The sequence below is a fragment of the Nocardioides pinisoli genome (assembly GCF_024199985.1).
Lineage (GTDB): Bacteria > Actinomycetota > Actinomycetes > Propionibacteriales > Nocardioidaceae > Nocardioides > Nocardioides pinisoli.
This window is the reverse complement of record NZ_JANARS010000001.1, coordinates 166,852-189,904: the sequence shown is the minus strand read 5'-3', so window position 1 is coordinate 189,904 and position 23,053 is coordinate 166,852. Positions and strand designations below refer to the sequence as shown.

Annotated in this window: 24 protein-coding genes; 11 read left to right on the top strand and 13 right to left on the bottom strand. The window is 68.5% G+C overall.

The window, feature by feature from the left end; genetic code table 11:
* Positions 1-12: 12 nt before the first annotated feature.
* The 3 genes from NCI01_RS00935 to NCI01_RS00925 form a co-directional block, all read right to left on the bottom strand.
* Positions 13-414, bottom strand: a complete 402-nt coding sequence (locus tag NCI01_RS00935) for a hypothetical protein (RefSeq protein ID WP_254179594.1) — start codon at positions 412-414, stop codon at positions 13-15.
* Between the two features lie 660 nt (positions 415-1,074).
* Positions 1,075-1,512, bottom strand: coding sequence for a hypothetical protein (locus NCI01_RS00930; RefSeq protein WP_254179593.1), 438 nt, complete (start codon positions 1,510-1,512; stop codon positions 1,075-1,077).
* Between the two features lie 50 nt (positions 1,513-1,562).
* A complete protein-coding gene (locus NCI01_RS00925) occupies positions 1,563-2,225 on the bottom strand; it encodes a hypothetical protein (RefSeq protein ID WP_254179592.1) in 663 nt (220 codons plus the stop codon).
* A 520-nt stretch (positions 2,226-2,745) separates the two neighbouring features.
* On the opposite strand from NCI01_RS00925, the gene NCI01_RS00920 reads away from it, so the two are divergent.
* Together NCI01_RS00920 and NCI01_RS00915 are read left to right on the top strand one after the other, a co-directional pair.
* Positions 2,746-3,156: a hypothetical protein gene (locus NCI01_RS00920; protein ID WP_254179591.1), complete on the top strand. Its 411-nt coding sequence runs from the start codon at positions 2,746-2,748 to the stop codon at positions 3,154-3,156.
* A gap of 286 nt (positions 3,157-3,442) precedes the next feature.
* On the top strand, positions 3,443-4,225 hold the full coding sequence (locus NCI01_RS00915) for a class F sortase (RefSeq protein WP_254179590.1): 783 nt from the start codon (positions 3,443-3,445) through the stop codon (positions 4,223-4,225).
* Positions 4,226-4,233: 8 nt separating this feature from the next.
* On the opposite strand, the gene NCI01_RS00910 is transcribed toward NCI01_RS00915, so the two are convergent.
* The 8 genes from NCI01_RS00910 to NCI01_RS00875 form a co-directional block, all read right to left on the bottom strand.
* Complete coding sequence (locus NCI01_RS00910) at positions 4,234-4,539, bottom strand: helix-turn-helix transcriptional regulator (RefSeq protein ID WP_254179589.1); 306 nt, start codon at positions 4,537-4,539, stop codon at positions 4,234-4,236.
* 171 nt (positions 4,540-4,710) lie between these two features.
* The gene (locus NCI01_RS00905; RefSeq protein ID WP_254179588.1) at positions 4,711-5,121 is read right to left on the bottom strand and encodes a hypothetical protein; all 411 of its coding nucleotides are present in this window, start codon (positions 5,119-5,121) and stop codon (positions 4,711-4,713) included.
* 49 nt (positions 5,122-5,170) lie between these two features.
* Positions 5,171-6,586 (bottom strand): type II secretion system protein, encoded by a 1,416-nt coding sequence (locus NCI01_RS00900; RefSeq protein WP_254179587.1) that lies wholly within the window; start codon positions 6,584-6,586, stop codon positions 5,171-5,173.
* 129 nt (positions 6,587-6,715) lie between these two features.
* On the bottom strand, positions 6,716-6,919 hold the full coding sequence (locus NCI01_RS00895; RefSeq protein ID WP_254179586.1) for a hypothetical protein: 204 nt from the start codon (positions 6,917-6,919) through the stop codon (positions 6,716-6,718).
* A gap of 60 nt (positions 6,920-6,979) precedes the next feature.
* Positions 6,980-9,247, bottom strand: coding sequence for an FtsK/SpoIIIE domain-containing protein (locus tag NCI01_RS00890; protein WP_254179585.1), 2,268 nt, complete (start codon positions 9,245-9,247; stop codon positions 6,980-6,982).
* Positions 9,247-10,107 (bottom strand): hypothetical protein, encoded by an 861-nt coding sequence (locus tag NCI01_RS00885; protein ID WP_254179584.1) that lies wholly within the window; start codon positions 10,105-10,107, stop codon positions 9,247-9,249. The genes NCI01_RS00890 and NCI01_RS00885 overlap by 1 nt, the downstream gene beginning before the upstream one ends.
* Positions 10,108-10,109: 2 nt before the next feature.
* Complete coding sequence (locus tag NCI01_RS00880; RefSeq protein ID WP_254179583.1) at positions 10,110-11,654, bottom strand: hypothetical protein; 1,545 nt, start codon at positions 11,652-11,654, stop codon at positions 10,110-10,112.
* 111 nt (positions 11,655-11,765) lie between these two features.
* A complete protein-coding gene (locus NCI01_RS00875) occupies positions 11,766-12,332 on the bottom strand; it encodes a hypothetical protein (protein WP_254179582.1) in 567 nt (188 codons plus the stop codon).
* A gap of 484 nt (positions 12,333-12,816) precedes the next feature.
* On the opposite strand from NCI01_RS00875, the gene NCI01_RS00870 reads away from it, so the two are divergent.
* Positions 12,817-14,244, top strand: coding sequence for a hypothetical protein (locus tag NCI01_RS00870; RefSeq protein WP_254179581.1), 1,428 nt, complete (start codon positions 12,817-12,819; stop codon positions 14,242-14,244).
* A 28-nt stretch (positions 14,245-14,272) separates the two neighbouring features.
* Here the strand turns inward: NCI01_RS00870 and NCI01_RS00865 are convergent, their stop codons facing one another.
* Both NCI01_RS00865 and NCI01_RS00860 read right to left on the bottom strand, forming a co-directional pair.
* Positions 14,273-14,893 carry a DUF8453 domain-containing protein gene (locus tag NCI01_RS00865; RefSeq protein ID WP_254179580.1) on the bottom strand — a complete coding sequence of 207 codons (621 nt, stop codon included), beginning with the start codon at positions 14,891-14,893 and terminating at the stop codon, positions 14,273-14,275.
* 90 nt (positions 14,894-14,983) lie between these two features.
* A complete protein-coding gene (locus tag NCI01_RS00860; protein WP_254179579.1) occupies positions 14,984-15,325 on the bottom strand; it encodes a hypothetical protein in 342 nt (113 codons plus the stop codon).
* 397 nt (positions 15,326-15,722) lie between these two features.
* Here NCI01_RS00860 and NCI01_RS00855 point away from each other — a divergent pair, with 397 nt between their 5' ends.
* The 8 genes from NCI01_RS00855 (at position 15,723) to NCI01_RS00820 (ending at position 22,916) form a co-directional block, all read left to right on the top strand.
* Positions 15,723-16,361 carry a hypothetical protein gene (locus NCI01_RS00855; protein ID WP_254179578.1) on the top strand — a complete coding sequence of 213 codons (639 nt, stop codon included), beginning with the start codon at positions 15,723-15,725 and terminating at the stop codon, positions 16,359-16,361.
* A 35-nt stretch (positions 16,362-16,396) separates the two neighbouring features.
* A complete protein-coding gene (locus NCI01_RS00850) occupies positions 16,397-16,711 on the top strand; it encodes a hypothetical protein (RefSeq protein ID WP_254179577.1) in 315 nt (104 codons plus the stop codon).
* A gap of 129 nt (positions 16,712-16,840) precedes the next feature.
* A complete protein-coding gene (locus NCI01_RS00845) occupies positions 16,841-16,984 on the top strand; it encodes a hypothetical protein (RefSeq protein ID WP_254179576.1) in 144 nt (47 codons plus the stop codon).
* A gap of 2 nt (positions 16,985-16,986) precedes the next feature.
* On the top strand, positions 16,987-17,316 hold the full coding sequence (locus tag NCI01_RS00840) for a hypothetical protein (protein ID WP_254179575.1): 330 nt from the start codon (positions 16,987-16,989) through the stop codon (positions 17,314-17,316).
* Positions 17,317-17,365: 49 nt separating this feature from the next.
* Positions 17,366-18,244: a hypothetical protein gene (locus tag NCI01_RS00835; protein ID WP_254179574.1), complete on the top strand. Its 879-nt coding sequence runs from the start codon at positions 17,366-17,368 to the stop codon at positions 18,242-18,244.
* Between the two features lie 123 nt (positions 18,245-18,367).
* Entirely contained in the window at positions 18,368-18,934 is a 567-nt protein-coding gene (locus NCI01_RS00830) for a type IV pilus modification PilV family protein (protein ID WP_254179573.1), read from the top strand.
* Between the two features lie 315 nt (positions 18,935-19,249).
* A complete protein-coding gene (locus NCI01_RS00825) occupies positions 19,250-20,047 on the top strand; it encodes a hypothetical protein (protein WP_254179572.1) in 798 nt (265 codons plus the stop codon).
* A 10-nt stretch (positions 20,048-20,057) separates the two neighbouring features.
* Entirely contained in the window at positions 20,058-22,916 is a 2,859-nt protein-coding gene (locus NCI01_RS00820) for a DNA primase family protein (protein ID WP_254179571.1), read from the top strand.
* The last annotated feature ends 137 nt before the right edge of the window (positions 22,917-23,053 follow it).

The following is a 23,053-nucleotide window of genomic DNA, read 5'->3' as shown; positions in this document are numbered from 1 at the left end:
TCTGCAGCGCGACTACCGGACGTCTGCCCGGCGCGCGAATGCCCGTGCCGCTGCGGCGCGTTCGACGTCGTCGCGTCGCAGCCAGAGCTTCGTGCCGCACATGGTGGCGGGAAGGCGGCCCACCTGCACGAGTTGACGGATCCGGTTGGCGGTGACGTCGAGGGCGAGAGCGGCCAAGTCGGTGGAGACCCAGACTTGTCCATCGTCAGGAGGATCGTTGTGGCGCCGGGTGGACGCTCGGCGCGCCGCTTCCCGTTCGCTCTGCTCGCGTCGCCAGATCTCGCCAGCGGCCCCCACGGACGCGCGGTTGAGGGACGGGACACCGCGTGGACCGGGGCGCCGCTCTATGACGCCCTCGCGCGCCATGCGCTCGACCGGTCCGTGGCCGCAGCCGATGATGGCGGCGGCTTCCATGATGGAGACCCACTCCGGACCCGAGACAGTCACAGGCGAATGCTGCCCGTATCCATCGCGTTCACACCAGCCCGTCGCACTCGTTCACGTGTCCGTGGGCGCATCTAGGTGCTGCCCGCCGCGACCCACTCGCTGAGCGCGTCGACGTGACGGCGTGTCAGCCCAACCGACGGTTGGCACGTGAGCAGCGTGGCCGACCTGACCGGCGGCAGTGCCGCGAGGGGATGTTCAGGTGGGAGGTCGGCGCGGCTAAGAGCGCGAGCATCTCCTCCACCAGGCGCGAAGTCATCGTCGAGCCACGCGACGGAGCGCCCGGCGGCGTACTCACGGACGTACCTGGTCTTCCAGCACATCCCGGGTGGATCGACCGGAGGCGGAGGCGGCAGCGGCACCGACGGGAGACCGAGAGGTAGCCCGGTGCGCTCCGCGATGTCATCAGCGTGCGTCCACCAAGTGGTGCACCAGGTGAGCTCGAAGCGGTCGTCGAGCGCGCGCAGCCACTTCCCGTGCAGCGGGTTAAGCCAGACGGTGTAGGTCCGCTCTTCCGGGGCGGGCGCGACTGGGAGCTGCCATCGTCGGAAGGCGCCGGCCTTGAGCTCGCCCGTGGGCATCATCCACGGGTTCAATACCCCATCAACATCGAGCATCAGCAGGGGCCGATTAGTCATGGTTCGACACCCGCAGGCCGCGGTCCCTCGCCTCAGTCAGGAGCGCCTTCATGAGCGGGGTCCCGTCCAGCAGTCCCTCCGGCGGGTCGCCGAGAGACGCGGCCAAGCCGCGCACCAGCCACTGCGCCTCGGTCCCTTCCGCCCAGCGCCAGCCGTCCTGGCGGAGCATGGCGATGACGGCGAGCAGGTGCGCATCCGGGAAGTCATCGCGGTCGGTGATGCGGTGGGGCTTGCGCAGGACGTCCACCCACCAGGTGGCCTGCTGGAGGACGCGCGGGTCGAAGTGCCCAGGTGGGAGTGCTGCGAACTCCTCAAAGTCGCGCGGCTTCGACCCCTTGGGGACGGTGCGAACCCTGAAGTGGGCGTCCACTTCCGCCCGCGTCAGCCCGACCAGCTCCGCGAGATCGTCGGCCTCCTCGCGGAGGTCCATCTCGACGGCCGCGGCGTAGCGAAAGCGGAGCGTCTGCGGGTGTTCGCCTGTCACGAGCTCGCCGCCACCCGTGCCGCAATGAGCACCTGCGCTCCGACTGAGCTCGCTGACTTCTCACGCAGCAGCCGGGCAGGTGCCACGTCATCGAGCGCGGCGTTCACGCCTTGGAACCACGCCTGAACCACAGCCACTGACTCCCGCTGGCTTAGCAGCGCCGCCGCCTCGTAGGCGGCCGCCAGCTTGGCGATCGTCTCGAAGGACGGCATCTCCTCCCCGGCCGCCCACTCGCGAACGATGCCGGTGCGCTCGACCCCCGCGATGTAGGCGACGAGCTTCGCGCCGAGCAGCCCGCGGGTCCTCGCGACCAGGCCGGGCGCGGTTCCAAGAGCGTCGACCACGGCAGCAGCGGCACCGTCTTCAGCCAGCCACTCAACCGGGCTAACGTCGTTCAGGTTGGGGTGGGCGGAGTTCAGGAGGGCCACGGCCTCGGCGTGTCGCATCGCTGGCGGCAGCGTGGCGAGCACGACGTCGAGGCCCCGCGGCGTGCGCGCCGGCCAAACGTCACGGCTCCGCTCGATCTGCTCAGCCAGCCGCTTGCGGGCCACAGCTTGGCGCTCGGGCGTGAACGAGTCGGACGACACGCCAGAGTCGATCAGGAACTGCCTCTCCTCGTCTGAGAGGGAACCGAGCGGATCCGGTGTCGGGTCGCTCATCGGTCACTCCACGGCGGCAGTACCCCTTCGGGCAGCGGGGTCAGGGGCTCCCATGACGTGAAGCGGCGCGTATCCATCCATTCGCCCATCCCGGTCCAGAGCCGCCGCCACTGCCCGCCGCCCCGCGTGAGTTGAGACTCGGCGGCTGTCAGGGACGGCGGTCGCATCCAAGCGGCGTCGTCGAAGGCGAAGAGGTGCCGCGCGCCGTGGTCGGGGGTGCCCCAGAGCCCGTCGCGGGTCTCGAAGCGCGGCTCGGCGGTACCCCTCATGACCAAAGGTTAGGTCGCTCGTAAGACAACGGCTCGGATGCCGGAGTGCAACTTCCGCACTCCCCCGTTGTAAGAACTGCACTCCCGGAGGTCAGCGCAAGGTTTCACGGCGGAGGCGGTGTGCCGCCCGGCGTGTTGTGCCGCGGGGCGCAGTCTCCGGCTCTCGTCAAGCACCTCCCTCCTGCGTCACAGGGACATCGCTACCGACCGTCGGTCGTGAAAGGACCGTGACGAAGTAGGGAGATCGACCCATGTACGCCGCAACCAAGAAGAAGGGACGCGATCAGCGCCTTCGCGCAGCTGCGTTGTCGATCGTCGCGGCCCTGACCGCGGCCTTCGGTCCTGACGTCATCGGAGGCGTGGGAGCCTTTTGGGACCGACACGTCGTCGCCGAGGCGCGTGGCGACACTGCTCAGGCCATCGCCAGCAAGATCGGTTGGGCCGTCTACTACAGCCCCGAGCGGCCGTCCGATCTCACAGTCGCCCCGGACGGCACGGGGAAGTGCGGGGTGCAGCCCCTACCCGATGTCGAGGTCAGTTGCTCCGTGAAGGTTCAGATCCTGGCTCGGTCCGATGACGAGCGGAACTACTTCGTGCTCGTGGAGCACGGCGACGAGACCTTCACGTGGGACTCGAAGGACGTTCTCGGGCCTTCGGCCTGACCCAACATCCGCCCTACCCGCGCGCCACCCCGACTCACAGAAGCGACATCACCATCACCCCCATCGCCGAATGCGACTTCACCGATGACGAGCCGGACGGGCACAGGGACCTGCGCGAGCTCGCTCAGATCCTCCGCGTCCCGCAACACGGCGTCACGCCGGCGGGCGTGTGGCCCAGTTGGGTCGATCGACCGGGTCAAGTCGCCTGACTACGCCCCTTCGGGAGCGCAAACACGTGCTCCCCGCACACCTCCTGGGCAGGACCCCTACCCAGCCAGGAGACATTGTGTGCCGCTCTACCGTCACCCACCGGATCGTCAGTGTCCTCGTCGCGGCCGCGCTGGCACTCAGCGCGTGTGGCACGTCGACCGGCTCCGTCCTGGATGAAGCTCCGCGGCAGAGCCGTTCTGCAACCGCACCAGCGCCGGGGCCCAAGCTCACAGCGGAGGGACTCCGCTTCGACTGGGACTCCCTTCAGCCCGGTGACGCGGTGCGTGCCACCTTTTTCGTGCCGCCCCCGCTGCCAGCGGAGCGCCAGCTCGCGGCTCACGTGCAGGAACGCCACGTCGGCAACGTGGACCGCATCGTCATCAACGGCATCCCCGGCTTCGACGGCGAGACCTGCGACTCCTCGCGCCGCCACGACGCGGCCATGCCGATCGTCCGGTCCGGGAGGCTGAAAGGAGGGGTCCTTCAAATCCCTTCAATGCAAGAGGTCGGCTGGGACGTCACGACATCCCAGCCTGGTGCCCGACGCGGTGTGACACTGCTCGCCGCACACTTGACCGCCGGGCCGGTCGGAGCGGACCAGGGACCGCTCTGGGGTGCCGAGTGCCTTCCCGCAGGAAGCACGATCCGCGTCGTCTGGAAGGGCAAGTCTTCTACATATCGCGTCACCGGCGAGGTCACGAAGTACGAGCGCCTGGATCCGCCGGGGTCGATCGTGTCTCCGAACAAGGGCGGACGCATCGCGTTGGTCACCTGCACGGGACCGCCCCGAGTCAGCAAGAAGCGGCCCGGGCTCTGGTGGAGCCGCAACGCGGCGGTGTGGGCCGAGTTCGTGCGCTGAGCTCGGGCTCAGGCTGGCGACCAGGCGTTGAAGCACCGCCGCACCGACTTGTGCCACGCCTCACCGTTGGGCTGATAGCCCTTGCCTGGCTCGCCGGTGCGCTCGTTGACCACGAGGGGAGCCAGTGATGGCTCGCCTCGCGAGTCGCACTCGTCAGTGACGATGTCCAGGACTCGCTTCATGTGGTGCGAGGGAGGAACGCTCGGGTCGAAGTCGATGGCTCGGGCGAGCTCGCCGTAGGTCACGGTCGAGCGCCGCATCGCCGCCATGATCAGCGCGGCGCGAGCACGGTTGGCCAGGTCGTCGTAGTCCACTACCGCAGCGTGTCAGAACCGCGTGTCGTCAAGAAGGCCGCACTCGGCGGCGCCTTGGGTCAGCGGCTCCGTCCCGCACCCCGATCGAGTTGCCGCGGGCGACGCACGACAAGCAGGCCGGCGGTCAGTCACGTGCCGAAAGGACAACGCTCGCGGGTCCGAGCGTGTCGCTCAGGTAACCGTTTGGCAGTTCGTCTCGAAGCGAGAGTCCGGGTTGGATACGGCCACCGGAACTCCGGTGTCGGCCGCGGTGATCAGCACGGGCATCTCGGTGAGCTTCGCGGTGCGGACGGCGCTCTTGACCGCCTCGCAGGCCGCAACCGCGAAGTCGTCCGCGATCACCAGAATGGACGCTTCGGAAGTGCCGTCGGTGACCTCGACGGGGTTGAGGTGCCACAGCCGGGGCGCCTCACCACGTGCTGCGGCGATCGCGTCGTTGATCGCGCTTGCGGTGATTGCGGTCACCTGAGTGCTTGAGTCGTCGTCGGGCAAGTCGACGGAGATCGACTTCGCGCCGTTTGAGCACGACGAGAGCGCGGCAGCCGCGACAAGGGTGGTGAGAGTGATGGCGATGCGGGTCATGGGGATGCTCCTGATGGGTGCTGATCTCTAGATCGAGCGCGGCCCGGCTTCAGACCGTGATCAAGAGCGGGGCGGTAAGTTTCCCCGCCGCATCCACGCCCACGAAGGACAGGTCGCCCATTCCCAGCGTGGTCGAGAAACCGGCCGGTGGCCCGCTGAACGTCAGCGTCGAGTCATCACTGACGTTGATCACGACGCTCTGCGTCATGCCCGCGAACGACGCCTTCCCCGCCACCAGGCTCCTCATGCCCGTGCCAGTCACGGTGATGAGCGTTCCACCACCGTTGGGCGCGACCGTGGCGGCGATCAGTGTGGCCGTCTGGCCGCCCTCGCCCCCGCCGCCGGTGCCGAGGACAGCCGGGTCGGTGACCGCGGTATGACCGCCCGCCTCGAACTCAACCCAGTTGGAGTGTCCGTCGCCGTCTGCGTCGCCGTTGCGCCCGCCGGCCCACGGGGAGCTGGCGTCGTTCGGGTCCGAGCCCATGGCGGTCTCCTCGGCTAGCGAGAAGCCGTCGTCGTCTGCATCGGCGCCGTCTCCACCGGAACCACTTCCGCCCGACCCTCCGGACCCGGCGTCGTCCCAGTGGATCTCCACCACCACATCTGGGTGAGCACCCGCGAGCCACGACTGGACGCCCGCCATGAACTCGGAAGGAATGAGGGTGCCGAGGATGTTGCCCTGCCAGCCGGCGTCGTTGGCCGGGTCGACGGTCGTCGGCCGGGTTCCGGAGGGGTTCGCGGCGGGGTGCTGGCTGCGAATGTGCCCCTCAATGGCGCTGTAGAGGGCGGTGCGATCGCAGTCCTCGGGCGAGTACGAGCGGATCAGGTAGCTCGTCTCCCACGTAGCGCCCGCGTCCGGCGAGAATCCGATGTGGGAGCTGATGCCCACCGTGCAGGCCGCCAGCGTCGGTGTGGGCGTCGGTGTGGGCTCGTCGTCACCGTCCTCGTCGCCGTCCTTCAGGTTCGCGGTGCACGTCTCGGACGTGCCGATGCCGATGCCCGAACCGGTGATGCCGTCCGCCGCGGAGTCGTAGAAAGCCCACGCCTGCGAGTCTGTGTGGTCGACGCAGACTGAGTAGTTGTCGCCGTCTTCCGCCACCGTGTAGGAGCGAATCGCGGCGCCGGTGGACAAGTTGACCCCCAAATCGCCGGTGGTGACCTGGGTGTCGTCGGAGTTGGCGGGGCCATCGGCGAGGGCAGCCGGAAGCTGGCCGGCGTCGGTCATGTAGCCCTCGATGCCCAACGCGACTTGCATCGCGTCGGAGACGACGCGCGTCACGTAAGCGCGAGCGCGGACGTGTCCCATCGACTGGACTGCGATGACGGCGATCAGGCTGAAGATCGCCATGCCGAGCAACACGTCGAGGAGGGCGAGGCCGGACTGGTCGGTGCGGCGGCGCCGTGCGACGGGTCGCCAGATGGCCGCAAGCAGGTCACGGCAGGTGGTGGGATCGGTCGGGCGCACGTGTGCTCCTGGGGGGTCAGCGCCCGGTGGGTCGGGCGGGATACCCCTCAGGTGTGCGGGGACGCGGGCGAGTGATCTCTCTCAGGCTGCGCCGTCGCGGAGCTGTGCGAGCACACCCCGATCACGCCGCTACTCGCACTCGCCTAGGCGATGGCGCCAGATCAGGTCGTCGTAGTGGTCGTGCAGGTGCTGTCGCGCGGCGTCTGCCACCTCGTCCCGAAGTGCCTCGGCTTCGAAGGGAGTCAGCCGCGACCCCGCGAAGTGACGTTCCGCGACCGCTTCCATACCCGCCGTCAGAACCACGTCTTGGACGTGGACCGGCAGCTCTTCCACGAACTCGTAGCGTCGACCGGGGTCTTGGCCTCGGTGCATGGAATCTTCTCCTCTCGCGCCTCAGGCGAACAGGTCATCAGCGAATGCCGCGTCGAGGTCGTCCATGGTGACGACGAGCTCGTCGACGTCCACCGCGGTCGTGGGTGGGGCCGGGTTGGCTGCTGGCTTGGGGGTGGGTCCGTCGACGAGCCAGGGCAGGTCGACTCGCAGGTGTGCGTACCGCTCGGCGATGCCCTCGACTTCCTTGTCGGGCACCCAGTAGGTCCGTGCACGTCGAGGCGTCCGGCTCGTTTCGTTCACGACGAAGCAGACGCCGCGTTCCTTGGCGCTGATCATGTGCGCCTCGCCGCCCTGCTGGGCCATGCCGGCTCCGAGAATGGTGTCGGTCATCGCCGGGTTCGTGGTGGCGTACGCGACCCGCATCTGCGTGAGGTCGCGAAGCGCTGTCGGCACAACATCGCTCTGCGGCTTCTGCGTCGCCTGAACTGTCACGATGCCGGCGGCGCGCCCCTTCGCGATGATGCGTCGGATCAGAGTACTCCGCTCCGTCTCGGCCGCCTTTTCCTCCCGATCCACGGCGACAGCTACCAAGTCGGCGAGCTCGTCGACGACGAGCACCAGCAGGGGTCGTTCCTTGGTGAACTGCTCCGGACCGAACTTCTTCAATCCAGAGCGCTCCAGCCACTCATACCGGCGCTCCATCTCGTCCCGGAGCCGCACAAGCACGTCAGTGGCGTCGTAGTCGGTCTTCGCGATCCGCGAGAACCGTCGAACCCACGGCGCCTGCTCGACGCGCTTCGGGTCCAGACCGATCAGCGCGACGTTCTCAAGGCGCGCGATACCGCAGAGAAGTGCCGTCAGGCCACCACTCTTGCCGCCGCCAGGGGTGCCGCCGAACAGCATGTTCAGTTCGAGCAGCCCCAGCGTGAGTGGCGTCCCGTCTTCGCAGACGCCGAAGGGCAGGCTGTTGAGACTGACCGGCGCGTTCCATGGATAGTTCTGAACCTGCCGGAGCAGGTCGGGCACCCGGCGCAGCAGTACCGTGCCGTCCTGGGCCCGGTCATCGACCACCCAGCGCTCGCCGTCGTCCGCGGGAAAGATTGTGCTGCTTAGCTCGCGCCACTTGGCGATCCGCTTCTCGGAACCACCGAGCGCAGGACCCCTCAGGACCTCCACCACGCTGGGCTCAACCCGAAGCTCCAACTCCCACGGGTCCCGCAGCCCGAGCTCGTCGCGGAGCCGAGATCGCATTCCCAGTACCTGCGGCGACAGCTTGGCGACGTTCGCCACGTCTGCGTCAGGAGTCCATTCGACGATCGAGAACCCGAGACTAGCGAGGCCGACGTCGACCCGGCCGCCGCGCGTCGGCGACACGGAGTCGGTCAGGCGTGCGATGTGCTCGTCCGGACGACCGGGTGCCGGCTCGTCCACCGGGTCGAGCCGCCACACGAGGCCACCGGTTGCATTGACCAGTGCCCGTCGTTCGAGCTCGATGTCGCTGACCTCACGGAACGCCAGTGACGTGACGTGCTTCAAGTGATCGTGACGGTGCGTGACGACCTCCAGGTGTGACAGGTGCGCCGCTACGCGGTCCTCGATGCCGGCGATGCGATCCACCACACGAGGAGGCACCTTCACCATCTGAAAGCCACGGTCGCGCTTCAGCGGCATGAGAACCGCCTCTTCGGTGATGACTCTCTCGGGCACCTCGCACGCTGCGCTGAGCCTCGGCGTGAGCGCGGCCTTGGTGCGACGCCAGCGGCGCTCGCGAACCGCGACGGCGGCCGCTACCACGAGTGCGGTGACGGCGGGAATGGCGTGGCCAAGCGGCGACTCCCCACGGTCGCTCGTCAGCCACCACGCGGGCAGCGCCACGCAGCCTGCGGCCAGGACGGCGATGAGTGTGGGGTGGAATCGCAGCCACAGGAGGGTCCCGCGGGCCAGGTGATCGAGCCTCCATGGGTAGCCCTTTGCAGCGAGCACGCGACGCATCACCACGGTGCACGCGAAGAGCGTCGTCAGGACCGCCCACGCGACTAGCGGCACCGTGACAGCATGCGTGCCCTCGGCCAGCCGGACCAGCAGTCCCGGCGCGTGCGGTGCGCCCGCGGCCAGCCAGACCGCGAGCGATGGCCAGAAGATTGCCGACGCCATCTGAACGCGCTGCTCCCAGATGCGCTCCAACCCCGGGTCTGGATTCACGTTGCCGGCAAGGTCTCCCCACCAGCCGAAGAGGCAGCCGACGGAGAGCCGGCAGAGCCTGATCCCCACGCGGAACGCCGTCCGGAACGTCAAGCGCCAGCCCGCACGCGCGGCCTTCGTCGCCATCAGGAGTCACCGTCCACACGAGTGGGTTCGCCGCGGCGGTGCCTCCAGCTGAGCGCGAGGCCACCGAGAACCAGCGAACCGACGGCAAGCGAACCGAGCGGCAGACCCACGCCTCCGGAGCTCGCGCCGGCATCGAACGACTCCGACCCCGGTTCCGTCGTCTCAGTCGACTCCGACCGCGGGGTTACGGCCTGCGTCGGCTCGGCATCCGGAACCTCCTCCGCTGCGGTCTCGGCGAGGTTGTCGGCACGGAAATGGGCGACCGCCTCGGACTCCTCGGGCGCCATGAGGTTGCGCGCGTCGACCCAGACGTCCTGGATGCCGAAGCCGACGCGCACCCACGTCACGGTCTCGGGGAGGCTCGTAACGGTGATCTCGTCGCCGGAGACCCAGGCCAGGTTCTCGGGCTTCCAGCCGTCCGTGGACACACCCTGCGCAGGCTTGTCCTGGTAGGCGCGCTGATCGGCCTTCTCGTCAGAGCCGTCCCAGGCCAGCAGTGAGGCGTACTCGGGGTAGCCCTCGTCCCCCTCAGCCCGAGCGCGGCCCGCCGGGGTGAACAGCGGTGAGAAGGGGGGCACCTCGATCTCGGTTCCCTTGAAGAACGGCACGGACTCGGCGTCGCCGCCGAAGAACTCGCCGAGCTCGACCTTCTCGTACTCGACGTCGAGCACGTCACCGGGCTCCGCGTCGAGAACGTCAAGCAGCTCGCGGTCCGTGGCCGTCAGGTCCTCGGGGGACAGCGGCATCACCATGACGGCGTCCGGCGACCAGCCCTCCGTCGCGTACGACGGTGCGTGCAGAAGGGTCACGGTTACGGCCGCAGTGAGGGCGGCGAGGAAGTGGATCAGCTTCGTGGTCACGTTCAGACCTCCGTGCGGGCGGGGGGTGCGGTCTCTGCATGGGTGTGCGGGGCCGCGGCATCGCGCTCTCCCGTGTTCGATGTGCGCGATCCAGCTGCGCCGCCGGCGACGACGAGGCCGAGCAGAAGTGCTACGGCGAGCGGCGCTCCGAACACGAAGAGGGACCCTCCAACAAGGAGCAATGCTCCGAGCGGAAGCTTCCAGTCCGCGCCACGCATCGCCGCGACACGGTGCGCCGTGACCCATGCGAGTGCGAGGCCGCCGGCCGCGGCGACGATCAGCACCCTTCCGGTGAAGTACACCGAAGGGGCAGTCGAGGCAGCCCATGTGGCGACGCCAATGGCCGTTAGGAGTGACGCGTGCGCGGCAACCGTGACCGCCGGAAAGAGCGTGGAGGTGGTGCGCGCAAGAAGCCCTCGGTGCCCGCGCAACCACATCGTGCCGGCGTGCGCACCGGCAGCAAGCAGCAGGGCCAGTGCGCCGAGCACCATCGCCAGCCTCAGACGAGCCGATGCGACCGCTTCAGCGACGGGGTTCTCGCCACTCACCTTCGCCTTCACGGTGGCCCACAGCGACGACCCCGACTCGTTGCTCGCCGCTTGCTCAGCGGCCCTCGCCTTCTCGTGCTCCTCCCGCTTCGCGGTGGCCTCGACCCTCAACTGCTCGATGACATCCGCCGCGCTCTCCCCGACCTCTGCCTCGGTCGGGCTCGCGGTCGGAGCGTCGTTCGGGTCGGTCGTCAGGTCGGCCTGTCGGACCCACGCCACCTGGCCGGCCATCTCGACAGGCATCCAGCCCGCGGTCGCCGACAAGCTGGCCGGCGTCGGCGCGCCCGCTGGCAGCTCACCCACTTCCTCACCGGCGCCGGGAAGCGTCCACGCGGTAACGTCCCACCGTGGCGTGACGATGCTCGTCAGGTCCTCGACAGCGAGGTCAGGGACGTCGGTCAGCGAGGAAGCGAGCATCCAGCCGAGCTGCCCCTCGAACTCGACTGCGCGCCAGGCGACCATCCCGAGAAGGCCGCGGGGCGCCTTCACGATGAGGTCATTCGTGGACAGCACCTGCCCCTCCGCGATCTCGCCGAGCTCGGCCGAGTCCAACGCCGGTGCCGCCATGACGACCCTGTCGGCGAGCGAGAGCGCCGCCCCGAGACCGAAACCTTCAGCAGGGGGCGCGCCAATGGCGTGATTGGTGAAGGTGTTGACGTCGAGCAGCGCGGGGTCGACGGGCGACGACAACCAGCCGGCCGGCTGGTAGCAGCCGACGCCCGGCTCCACCTCGACCCACCTGAAAGTGGTCTCGCCGTTCATGATGTCGACGCCGTCGACCCTCATCGAGGAAGCCTGATAGAGGCTGCCCAGCAGAGGCTTCACCCGCGCCTCGCGCCCGCCATAGGCGTTCGGGGTCGTGTAGCACGAAGCGTCGCCAGTCGCGTACACCCAGATATCGGCGGGCGGGTGGTCCACAGCGTTTCCGGGTGCCGCGCCGATGAACAGGGCGACGGCGGCGAACGCGATCGTCGTCGCCAGTCGAGTGAGTGCGTGCATGGTCGAGGCCTCTCCGCTTGGGGTTTGCCCCGGTGGTGTGCGGGGCGGGCGGGAAGCGCTCTCACCTCAGCAACTAACCGCTGCTTGGGAGGTCGATGCACGAGCCGACAGTCACCACTCGTCCATGGCGCGGCACCAGTTGGCCCAGACACCTACGGCGGTCGCCGTTGCCTCCAGCCAGTCGATCGCGTTCGCGCGGAGGGCGTCGGTCGCGCGCCCGACCCAGTTGAGCTCGAACGTGCGCAGAGCAGCCACCACCACCGCGTCGACGACGTCCTGGTCGTCGACCGACGTCGCGTTGATCAGCGGGCCACGCAGGCTGAACCACACGTCGAGAGTCGAGTCCCACGGGTCGCGCGGGATGGCCAGATCTTCCCGCATCGACTCGACGAGTTCAGCGATGCGGTCTCGGTCGGCAGCGGCGTCAGTGTGGATGGGGTCGGTGTGAGAGAAGGTCATGGGAGAAGGCTCCGCACGGCCACCGACAGCACCCAGGGAAAACACGACACAACGACCGCTCGCGAGGCGGGAAGCTCCAGCATTGCGTCCGTTCAAAGCCTCCTCGCAGGTTGATTCACGCTCATCGACGTAGGACTTGATGCGCTTGACGCGCATCTTGTAGAAGGCGACCTCGACACTGGTGCGGTCATCGAAGAACCAGCGGCCGGAGGAGATCACCGGAGAGCCCCGTGAAGCGATCGAATCGGAACGTGACGGGGCCGAAAAGGACTCATGAAGAGAACGTGGAGAAGCAAGTCGTCGGCATGAAGCTCCGTCGTTCATAGCGGCCTCAACTCGAGTCCGGGTCGAGATTGCGACGTCCTCGAGTCCGCGTCTCGCGAGCGTGCAGCTGCTCCTCGATCTCGCTTCGCATCCACGACGATGGACACGGTGCTGTTCTGCCCCCGGTCGACGGTGAAGTCCCGTCGTGATCGACCCGCTCTCGCAGAGTTCCGCATCGAGGAGCGGTCCAGCGCAGGCGCCTGCGCCGTAGCGAAGCCGCGTCCCGATCGTGTCGCACCTGCATCACGCGGCCAGCAGAGCAGCTCGACGTCGTCCCGCACACCACCACCTCGACCGCGTGCCAACAGAACGCACGCACCAACCATCCCTGTCGTCGCTTCGCTTCGCTAGAAGCGACGACAGATAGAGGTAAGCAACTATGACCGCTCTCCGTGCTGTCCGGCACTCCCCGGAGTTCATCGACCGCGACCTCGGTCGCACGCTCGCTGGCGCCTCGCCGCACAACGCTCGCGCCGCGGCCCTCAGCGTCACGCATCGCGGACTCCGCGTCGGCTTCCACGCCGACGACATCCGCGAGTTTCTCGTTCGGTGCCCCGGGTCGGAACGCTTCGCTCCCTTTGCGTCCACGAAGAGTCGGTTCAAGCCCGTCCTTCGTCAGGCCATCGACCGCCGCACAGCCTCCGCCTCCCCCGAGGGGCGCGCCGGGCTGAGGCAGGGCGCGGCTGTCGCACTCGTCGGCTACCTGCTCTCCCCTCCGCCGAAGTCCAAGACCACGACTCAGCTTGTGCCCGTTCCGAAGACGGTCGTCGCCGCGGACGGCACCAAGACGGTGACCAGCGAGCTCCTCGAGAAGAAGGGGCTCAAGCCCGCGCAGTTGGCCGGTGCCCGGCGCATCACGGCAGTCGTCGGGATTGACGTCATCCGGTCGATCCGGAACCAAGGCATCGACGCCGCCCTGGTCAACCAGCTCGACCTCGCGCTGCGACTCGGGATCACTCCGTCAACAGTCCGCAACTGGCTGAAGTGGGCCGTCGAGGCCGGCTGGCTCTCCAAGCGCCCACCGTGGCACGGAGTGCCGCGCTACGGCATCTGTGGCGTCGCCACCCCCCAGCCCGGCAAGCCGTTCACGATGAAACTGCCAGCCGGGATCCGCGACACGTCGTGGGACTACGTGCGAACCCTCAACGCGATCACTGACCTGGCCGAGGGTCGCGACAACGTAGCCGACGTCATTCTCCTCGCTGACCACCCGGTGTGGGCTTATGCGCCCGCACCCGGCCCGGACGCGCCGTCGGGTTCGCGTCGCGACGGCAAGGTCTGGCTCACCGCGCTCGCGATCGAAGCCGAGGTCGACCCGGCCACGCTCGGGGTCAACTCTCGGACGGTCAAGGAGAACGGAACCTCATGGAAGCGGATCAACTGGGACCACGACCAGGACACGCCGCTCCGGGTTGTTCTCGACGCCGACGCCTGTGCCACCGGAGCTGACCTCCGGGTGGTCGACGCCCAAGTCAGGCGCGCCGCGCAGGTCGCCGCACGCCAGGCCTCCCTTGAAGCTGCCCGTGAGCGCACCGAGAGGGCCCAGAGGGCAACGCAGAAGCTGCTCGGCAAGCTCGACGTCCCCGCCCTGAGCGACGGGACGGCGCACGACGAGTGGGTGCAGCGGCTGGGCGCGATGGTCAACCGCGACGATCGGGCTGACGTCCCGATGCGGCGCGCTCTCGCGAAGGTCCTGACCAAGAGGCTGACCGGGAAGCCGCACACCTACGACAAGCCGACCGCCGAGGCTGTCGCCTGCCGCATCGCCGGCCTGTCATCGAGCCCGACCGGGCACGCCGCGGCCTGAGCGTCGGGGCTGACGAGGCAGCAGCCGCTCACCGCCGTAGCTCGCCCACGTGCGTGTTCAGCGTCCTCAGCGCGCGCTCGATGTTGGCGAGTTCCTTCTCGTTGCCAGACGAAACCCTCGGCCCTTGGGTTGGAGCGGGAGACACGCTGCCGATGACTTCTACGTCGAAGTCGAACGAATCGGAGTATGCGGTGTTCTGATCATCTTCGTACGAGATTCCGAGGTTGAACCGAGGCGGCACGCCGGCGGCTGTCATCGAGGTGGTCGGATCGTCGTTCGCGCGCCACAGCACCCGGTGTCGCGCGTTGGGCACGAGCATGTGGGTCGCGTTGAGGTAGACAAGCAGGTGCTCAGTGATGTGGTCTTTGTCGTCCTGCGGAGTCCATTCCTCGAAGTCGAAGCGGATCTCGCGTGCCGCGGTCCGACCAGTGTTCGTCACGATCAAGTCCCAGAAACCAGGACCGTGCAGGCCGGGAACCACCTCGGCGCTCACGAAGGGTCGCCCCTCGCGGACGGCCTGCTTTGTGAGCAGTTCGAGCTGATCCTTCGCACCCGACAGCGTGCGCCACGCGACGATCCAGAGGAACGCGGTGAAGAGCGCCGTCGCGACTGATCCAATCGCGGTGAGCCACAGGAGCGTGTCCGTCATGTACGCCATCCTCTGCGTGCGCCGCGGCGATCAGCGGCAGAGACACACGGATCGCTTGTTTCGAAGCCCTCGCTCCCCGCGAGCCGCGGGTCATGTCAGTGGGTCGATCGGGCGGAGCGTGCCGTCGCGGTCCATCACATAGTGGCGCCGAGGGCGGCAGATCTCCGACAGCCGCTCCTTCAGCGCGATTGCGGCGAACGCGGCGCTCAGGTTCTCGCACCCCACTTGGTGGCTGACCTCGGCGTCGCATGCGTCCGTAGCAGATGCGAGTCGGCCGGCCGTGTCGATCGTGTGCTGGAGCTCGTCCCGAGCAGAGGTGGAGAAGACCACCTCCTCCTTGAGCCATGGCGGCGTTTCCCCCTCGCGGGTCGGGACGGTCGCGGTCTCGACCGCGTAACGAATCGCCGCCGCAGCGGCGGTAAGAGTCTCCATGACGCCCACTGTGCACGCCCTCGGGCCGATTGAGAATAGTTCTCACAAAGGTGCCGGAAAGCACCTTTCCGCTCGATTCAAAGGCGCGATCCAACGGCCCGCCGCCGGTGGCGGAAGGCGATCGAAAGGCGGCTGGCTGGCCGCCAGTCGCACGCCCGAGATCAGTCACAAGGACCCCCGCACACCTTCTCGTTCGACAGACAGAAAGTCCCGAACGAGAGGGCACAGCATGTGCAAGTCCAAGGCCGAAGGCGGGCGCCGATGCCCGGAGTGCCACCGCTTCAACGTCAACAGTGAGAGCCACCCGCGGTTCGCGCCTGACGTCGCGCAAGAGCGGCACTTCAAGAAGCCCAAGGCACTGCTCTCGCCGAAGCCGAGCGCAACCCGGATGCGTCGCATGCGCGCTCGTGCGTACGCGGCCGAGGTGGACGCGGTCCGCACCGTCAAGGGCGTCGTCGCTGGCGCCCCCATCGGTCCGGTGCTTCGCGCCGAGCTCTGGCAGCAGAGGTACCAGGGCGCGACGCTGTCCCTGCACGCGCTGGCTCAGCGGTTCCAGGCGATGGCCCGCGATGAGGGCGTCCCCGTCGAGGAGATCGCCGAGCGCTACGCGACGGAGACGGTCCGGCCGGCCCGGCAGCGCGCCGGTGAGCGTCTCGCCAACCTGGTCGTGGAGCGACCCGACTGGGTCCGTCCCGAGCACCTAGTCGCTGCGATTGAGCCGCCGGAGAACGGCACCCCGAACGAGGCCTACCTCCGCGCCGTGCTCGACGCCAACGGACGCGAGTGGCTGCTCGTCACCAGCTTCGACGGCTCCGAACCGATGAAGTGGCAGCGCGACGACGCCGGCCTGAAAGCCGCTGCGGAGGAGTGCCTCGCGCGAGTGCGCGCAGTGACCGACAACCCGACCGCCTACGAGGCGTGGCTGGCCGAGCAGGACGCCACGGACCCGGACGCCGCCGAGTCCCCCTGGACGAAGTCCATGTCCGACGCCGACTTCCTCGCTCACTCGGGCGAGGGCGGCATGCACCTCGTCTGACCATCCCGCACGACCACCGACACCAAGGAGACCACATGACCACCATCCACGCAGACAGCCAAGTCTCGACGGCCGAGGCAGCCGATCTACTCCTCGCTGCGCTCGCCTCGCCTGAACATCGCCACACCTACGAGCTCGCGGGCGGGCGCAAGCTCGGCAGTCAGGAGATGCTCGCCCGCTACAAGGTGGCCACGCCGGACGGCGGCGAGCTGCACCGCGTCGCCCTCATCGACGTGACCGACGGCGAGCCGATGGGATTCGACGTCGGATACCGCGACGAGTCCGATGCCGTCGCCGTCTGGGAGCACATCGTTGCCACCCTCACCCCGGCCGCCGCGCCCCCTGGGTAGCGGCGTCACGCCTCTGCCCGCCACCGGTGGGCGCGGCACAGGCAAGGCGTCACAAGGACGAAGCAGTACGCCCCTCGTAGTAGGAGCACCAGAACAGCCGGCCCCGCCGGCAGAAAGCAGGACCGAGAGATGAACGAGACCAGCACCGAGCGCGAGATCACCCTGGTACCCGGCGAGTGGCTTCTCGGCGACGAGCCGGAGCACGGCTGGGAGCCCATGCCGCTGCCCGGCATGGAGGACCGTGCCGGCAAGCGGTTCGGCTGGAGGGGCTGACGATGAGCGCCGCGTCGCTTCTCCGCTTTCCACCCCAGGCCGGCGGCCTGGGGCTGGAGGGCCAGATGCTCACCCTGTGGCAGCGGCCGGGCCGATACGCCGAGACGTTCCGCACGCCCGCCGGCGAGCGCGTCCAGGTCCAGCTGTGGACGAGCACCGGTCGCGGCGAGCGCGTCCAGGGCCGTCCCGACCCGGCCTGCCTGACCATCACGGTCCTCGGCGCGCGACGACGCGTCATCTTCCGCGGCACCGAGACCTACGGACCGGCCGCCTACGAGCGCGCAGCCCGCGACGGATCGAAGGCCCTGTCCGACTACCTCAACAACCACTAACTCAGTCCAGCATCCGAGCGCCGGCCGCGCCGGCAGAAAGCAGGTCACCATGACCACGCAGCCCACCACCTCGTTCACCGACGCACCGCAGCTCCACCGCCACGGCAAGAAGCTCCGCCCGCTCGGCGAGCGCCTGGCGCTCAACGACCACCAGGCCCACCGGGCCCTCACCTGGATGCTCACCATCGGCATCGACGACAAGCAGATGGCCCAAGCCCTGCTCGGCGACCAGCACCTCCCTCAGAGTGCAGGCGACCCCAACACCGCCGACGCCCAGGAGCGCATCTCCGCCGCCGGGAGCTGCCTAGACCTCATGGTCACCAAGCGTGAGGCCCGGGAGGCTGCCGACATCGTCTCCGCGCTCTACTCCAACGGCTACCAGGGCGTCCGCGCCCCGCTGGAGACGCGCACCTTCATCCCGGCCGGCTCGACCATCTGCCTCCAGCAGCAGTGGCCCGGCACCCGGATCACCTTCAAGACCGCTCGCAACCTCGTGGTCTCCGGCGAGCGCTGGCCCTACCTGCGCGAGATCGAGGAGCCTCGCTACACCCACGGTCGGTTCGTCTCCGACGTCAACGGCACGCCGCGCCTCGTCGTCACCCACAAGCCGTACGTCGGCTTCGGGCTGACCATCAAGGTTCTCGACCTGTTCGGCCGCGAGCTCGCCGACGGCCGGTGGAACGGCAGCACCAACGAGATCTGCGACGAGATCATCGCCGATGTCATCGACTCGGTCGCCAGGAGCAACCCCGAGACCGACCACCTCGGCTGCGGGTTCAACGAGCCCGAGGAGCCCGAGTGGGACTGCGACGACGTCGACATCGAGATGACCGACCAGGAATATGTCGATTGGATCAACCGCGAGCGCGTCGCCAACGACCTGCCGCCGAGGACCTACACCGGTGATCTCATCGCCGACGGCTTCTGAGTCTCCACGTTCGACCCCGACTCGGCCCCAAGCGGCTATGCCGGCGACTCGGCTCAATCCAATCGAAGCCCTCCGGTCACGCACCCGCGCCCAGTCACAAGGACATCAGGGTGCGCTGCACTGGTGAGGGGAGCACAACTCAAAGCCCCCGCCCACTCAGTACAAACCGAGCCAAGGAGAAGAGCCACCATGAAGACCCACCGACCCCGCGACGAGCGAGGCTTCTCTTCCGTCGAGGTGCTCGTCGGTGCCAGCGTCTGGGCGCTGTTCATGATGGCCGCCATGTCGCTCGCCGGTGCGCTGAACGACGGCGGTGCCAAGACCCATGTCCGCGCCGCCACGACGTCGAGTGCCGTCGAGTTGGCGAATCGAATCCGGAAGTCGGTCAACAGCGCCGACGTGATCGCGGACGTCACCGATGACCGGCTGACTCTCGACACGACCAACGCCTACGGGAAGACAACGCGGACGGTGTGGACGGCAACCGCCGACGGACATGTCGTCGAGTCGTCCACTGAGGGTCCTGCCGCTGAGATCGCGGCACTCGGCTTCGACGTCGTCCTTCCCGAGGTGCACACGCACACGGACCGACTTGGCACTGCCGACGTGGCCTTCACGTGGGACGGCGGCGACTTCGTCGAGTACTCGATCGGCCACATCTCGACCGGAGCAGCAGCGGGCAAGTTCTGACGCCAAGCTCGGCTCGTCGGCTCTGAACATGCGAAGGCGGAGCCGGTGAACTAGGTCGGCTCCGCCTTCGAGGATGTGTGCCTCACATCCTACTGGGCTGGCACCCGCCGATGCGCGCCGTCGCCCAGATCACGCCTCTGCCGCCGACGGATGGTCGCGGGCACAGGTGATGACGACCAACGACCAGCGTGCCGAGCGCAGAACCTGCGCCCCGCACACCACCAGCCATGCCCGCTCCGCCACTGGGCGAAGCGTCGCGGGACCTGAACCCTCCTGCGGCTGACCAACGACCACTCTCATGAGGATGTGAATGCAGTGACCGACCACACCGTCGACTCCGGGTCGACAGCACTCCGGTTCGGCGACAACCAGAACTTCGACGAAATCCTCGCCACCGTCATCGGCCAGCTCGCCGCCGCGTTCGACGGCCAGTGCGACCCGGAGCTCAACGCCGTGCTGTACGCCGCGCTCGGCCCCGACTACGTCACCAGCCAGGCCGAGACGCCCGAGCCGCCGAAGACGGTCACCGAGCACCTGTACCGCCGCTACGAGGAGAACAGCCGCGAGGGCGGGGACTTCTACTGGGCGGCCGCCGCCGGCATCTCCGTGGAGGTCCTGCACGACATCGACTTCCGCCGCCTGCCCACCGGCCACGAGGTCGAGGCCTGGGCCTGGAAGCTGAAGGCGTTGCGCTCCGACGGCGACGAGGGCACCGACAAGGCCCGCCCGGGGCGGCTCACCGCGATCTACGAGCACCTGCTCAACGAGTCGATGAACGGGCAGGACTGGCCGCGCCGCGATACCTGGAACATCTGCGCCAAGCGCGGGGACCGCTCCGGGCTGTGGCACCTGGGGGTCGGCACCGAGGACACGATCCGCAACGCGCTGTGGCTCATGGACGGCGACAACCGCCGCATCCACATCGACCCGGCCGACCCCACCCCGTACGGCGGCACGCAGCGCTGGCTGCGACTGGCCAGGTACCACGCCCCGACCGCGGTCGTCTCGGCCGCCTCCGTCCGCGAGGACCGCCCGGTCATCGCCTTCCTGCTCGACACGAACGGCCACCCGGCCGCCGCGCTCATCCCGACCACGACCCTCTCCAAGAGCTGAGAGACCAGCCATGACGAACATGACCATCGACCCCAGCGACTACCTGCCCCGCAAGGGCGAGAACACCGAGCAGGCCGCGGCCCGCATCGCCTCGCTCCTGGGCGCCACCCCGACCGATGCCCCGACCGCCACCGAGCCGTGCCCCGCCGCGCGCCCCGAGCTGCACGTGGTCCCCGACCTGGGCGACGACACCGAGAGCGACCTGGTGGACTTCGACTTCGACGAGGTCGACACCGATAGCTTCGCCGCCCCGGCCGCCCCCGGGGTCGAGGCTGACTCCGAGTTCGACACCCTGGCCGCCGCCCTGTCCATCGTCCCGGACGCGACCCCGGCTGTCGCCGACGAGAACCCGCCGCGTGACCGGTCGCTGTCCGGCAAGGACCGCGTCCGAGCCCGCAAGGCCGCAAAGGTCCTCTCCCCGGTTCAGGCGTTGCGCTCGGTCCAGCAGACCATCCCGGACTGCACCCGTGACGACTACGTCGCCGCGTACGAGGCCGCCAACCAGCCGCTGCCCGCCGACTGGGCGATCGACTACCTGGCCGCCCGCAAGGTCGACCCGAAGGTAGCGGCCGCGCGCGGCTACCGCTCCGGCACCGGCGCGCTGCCCACCCCGCCCGACGGGTGCGGCACGTGGACCAACGACCAGCAGACCTGGGCGGTCGGCGGCAACGGCCGCGAGTGGCTGATCATCCCGTGGGTCGGTGTGCACGGAAAGGTCGTCGGCTGGCAGGTGCGCTGGGCCGAGGACCAGGAGCGCGTGTCGCAGAAGAAGAACAAGTCCGGCGAGCTAGTGCTCGACAAGGACAAGAAGCCGATCGAGGAGAAGCACAAGTTCGACTTCCCCGGCGGCCGCAGCAAGGCCACCATGGACCGGCTCGTGGACGCCCGCCACGTCAACGACCAGGCGAAGGTCCTCGCGATCATCGAGTCCCCGGTGCGCGCCGACGCGCTCGCCTCCATCACCCCGGCCGGCGTGCTGTCCATCGTCGCCGTCGGCGGTATCTCAATGGCCTACGAGGGCAAGTCGAACCCGAACAACGAGAACGACCACAAGCCGCGGCTGAGCCCGGACGTGCTGAAGTCCATCGGCTACATCGAGGGCGAGCACATCCTGTGGATCCCCGACTCGGACCACGCCCTGAACCCGCAGTGCAACGACGCGACGATCATGACGGTCGAGTCCCTGCTGGAGGCCGGCGCCACCTGGGTTGGTGTCGTCGACGTCCCCGACCAGGTCGTGCACCCGCTCTCGGGACGCGTGCAGTACCTGGGCAAGGGGGCGGGCTTGGACGACATCGCGGCCGCCATGCACGAGATGCGCCCGGGCCACCAGTGGCTCGGTGACCTGCTGGCCGACGCCCTGGACGGCCGCAAGTACACCACCCGCTACGTCCACCTGCCCGACAACGACGTGCAGGGCCTGGCCGAGGCCGTGGCGCGCGAGCTGGTGCGCAAGGACCGGTTCCGCTACATCCACACCTCGCAGGAGCGCGGCATCTACCACCACTACGCTGGTGGCCACTGGGGCATCGACATCGCCGAGTCGGCCGCCACGATCGAGGCGACCTGCGTCGCGAACAACGTGATGGGCATGGGCGACTCCGACGACACCGACAAGGCGCGCTACACCGCCCGCAAGAACATCGAGCCGGCCGTCAAGCGCGCGGTGAAGACCACCGAGGGCAAGTCCCTCATCGTGGCCGAGGCCGCCTGGGAGCCGCGGGAGTGGGCCGAGTACCTGCCGACCCCGTCGGGCCTGCTTCACCTTGAGACGAAGGCGATCGCCCCGCACACCCCGGCCGCGATGAACCTGGGCGTCACGAATGTCGACTACGTCCCCGGCGCACAGGACGACGACTGGGACGCGTTCCGTGAGGCGTTCTTCGTCTCGGAAAAGACCGTCGAGCTCTTCGACGACAGGGGCGAGTCCCTGGGCTTCGAGCCGGTCCGCGACGCCAACGGCCAGATCATTTGGGTCCACGACGCCGAGAAGGAGCGGATGGTCCAGGAGGTCGCCGGCGCGGGCCTGATGGGCCGCTGCTTCGACACCATGCTGTTCATGCTCGGCGGTGGCGGCGCGGGGATCTCGACCTTCACCGGCGCGATCTCCGGGGTCATGCCGGCCGTGTGGCTCGGTGCGCTGTCCTCGAACGATCTCACCGGCGAGGACTCCCGGTTCACCCTGTCGGGCATCTACCTGTCGCGGCTGACCGAGGTCAATGAGTTCAACCCCGGCGACCGGCTCAACGGCAAGCTCGCCAAGCAGGTCTGGCAGGACGCGTCGGCGATGAAGGTCGAGCCGAAGTTCGGTGACCCGTTCCTCTCCCCGGTCCGCTCCACGTGCATCTGCACGACCAACCACCTGCCTGCGGTGGGCCCGAAGGACGGCCAGGACAACTCGATGCGCCGCCGCGTGTGCATCGCGCGGTTCCCGCGGATCGTGGCCAACCCGGACTCGACCCTGCCGCAGCGCCTGGCGACCCGCGAGGCCCGTGAGACGATCCTGGCGTGGATGGTCGAGGGCGCGCACCGCTTCCTCAACCGGCCCGACCGCAAGCCGTTCCGCTCCCCCGAGTCGGTGCGCCTGGTCGAAGCCTGGCTCTCCGACCACGACCGCCTGGGCTCCTTCATCAAGGAGAAGCTGAAGAAGGACCCGAAGGGCTACGTCGAGCGCCACGACCTGTGGGAGGAGTACCGCACCTGGTGCATCGAGGACAAGCACATCATCCCGATGGGCGACTCGAAGTTCTACGCCGCCCTAGGTGAGCGCCCGGAGTTCGGGGACTCCAATGGCGGTGGCAACCGCCGCCAGAACCCGGACACCAAGGTGCACGAGCGCGGATGGAAGGGCTGGTCCGTCGTCAGCTGAGCACCACCTGCACGAGCCAACGGGCCCGGAACCTGTCTCTGGACTGGCTCCGGGCCCGTTTTGGCGGTTGCCGGGGCCCGCAGTCACCCACCCACCAACTCAGTCCTGTCAGATCTGTCAGCTTCTTCCAACTCATC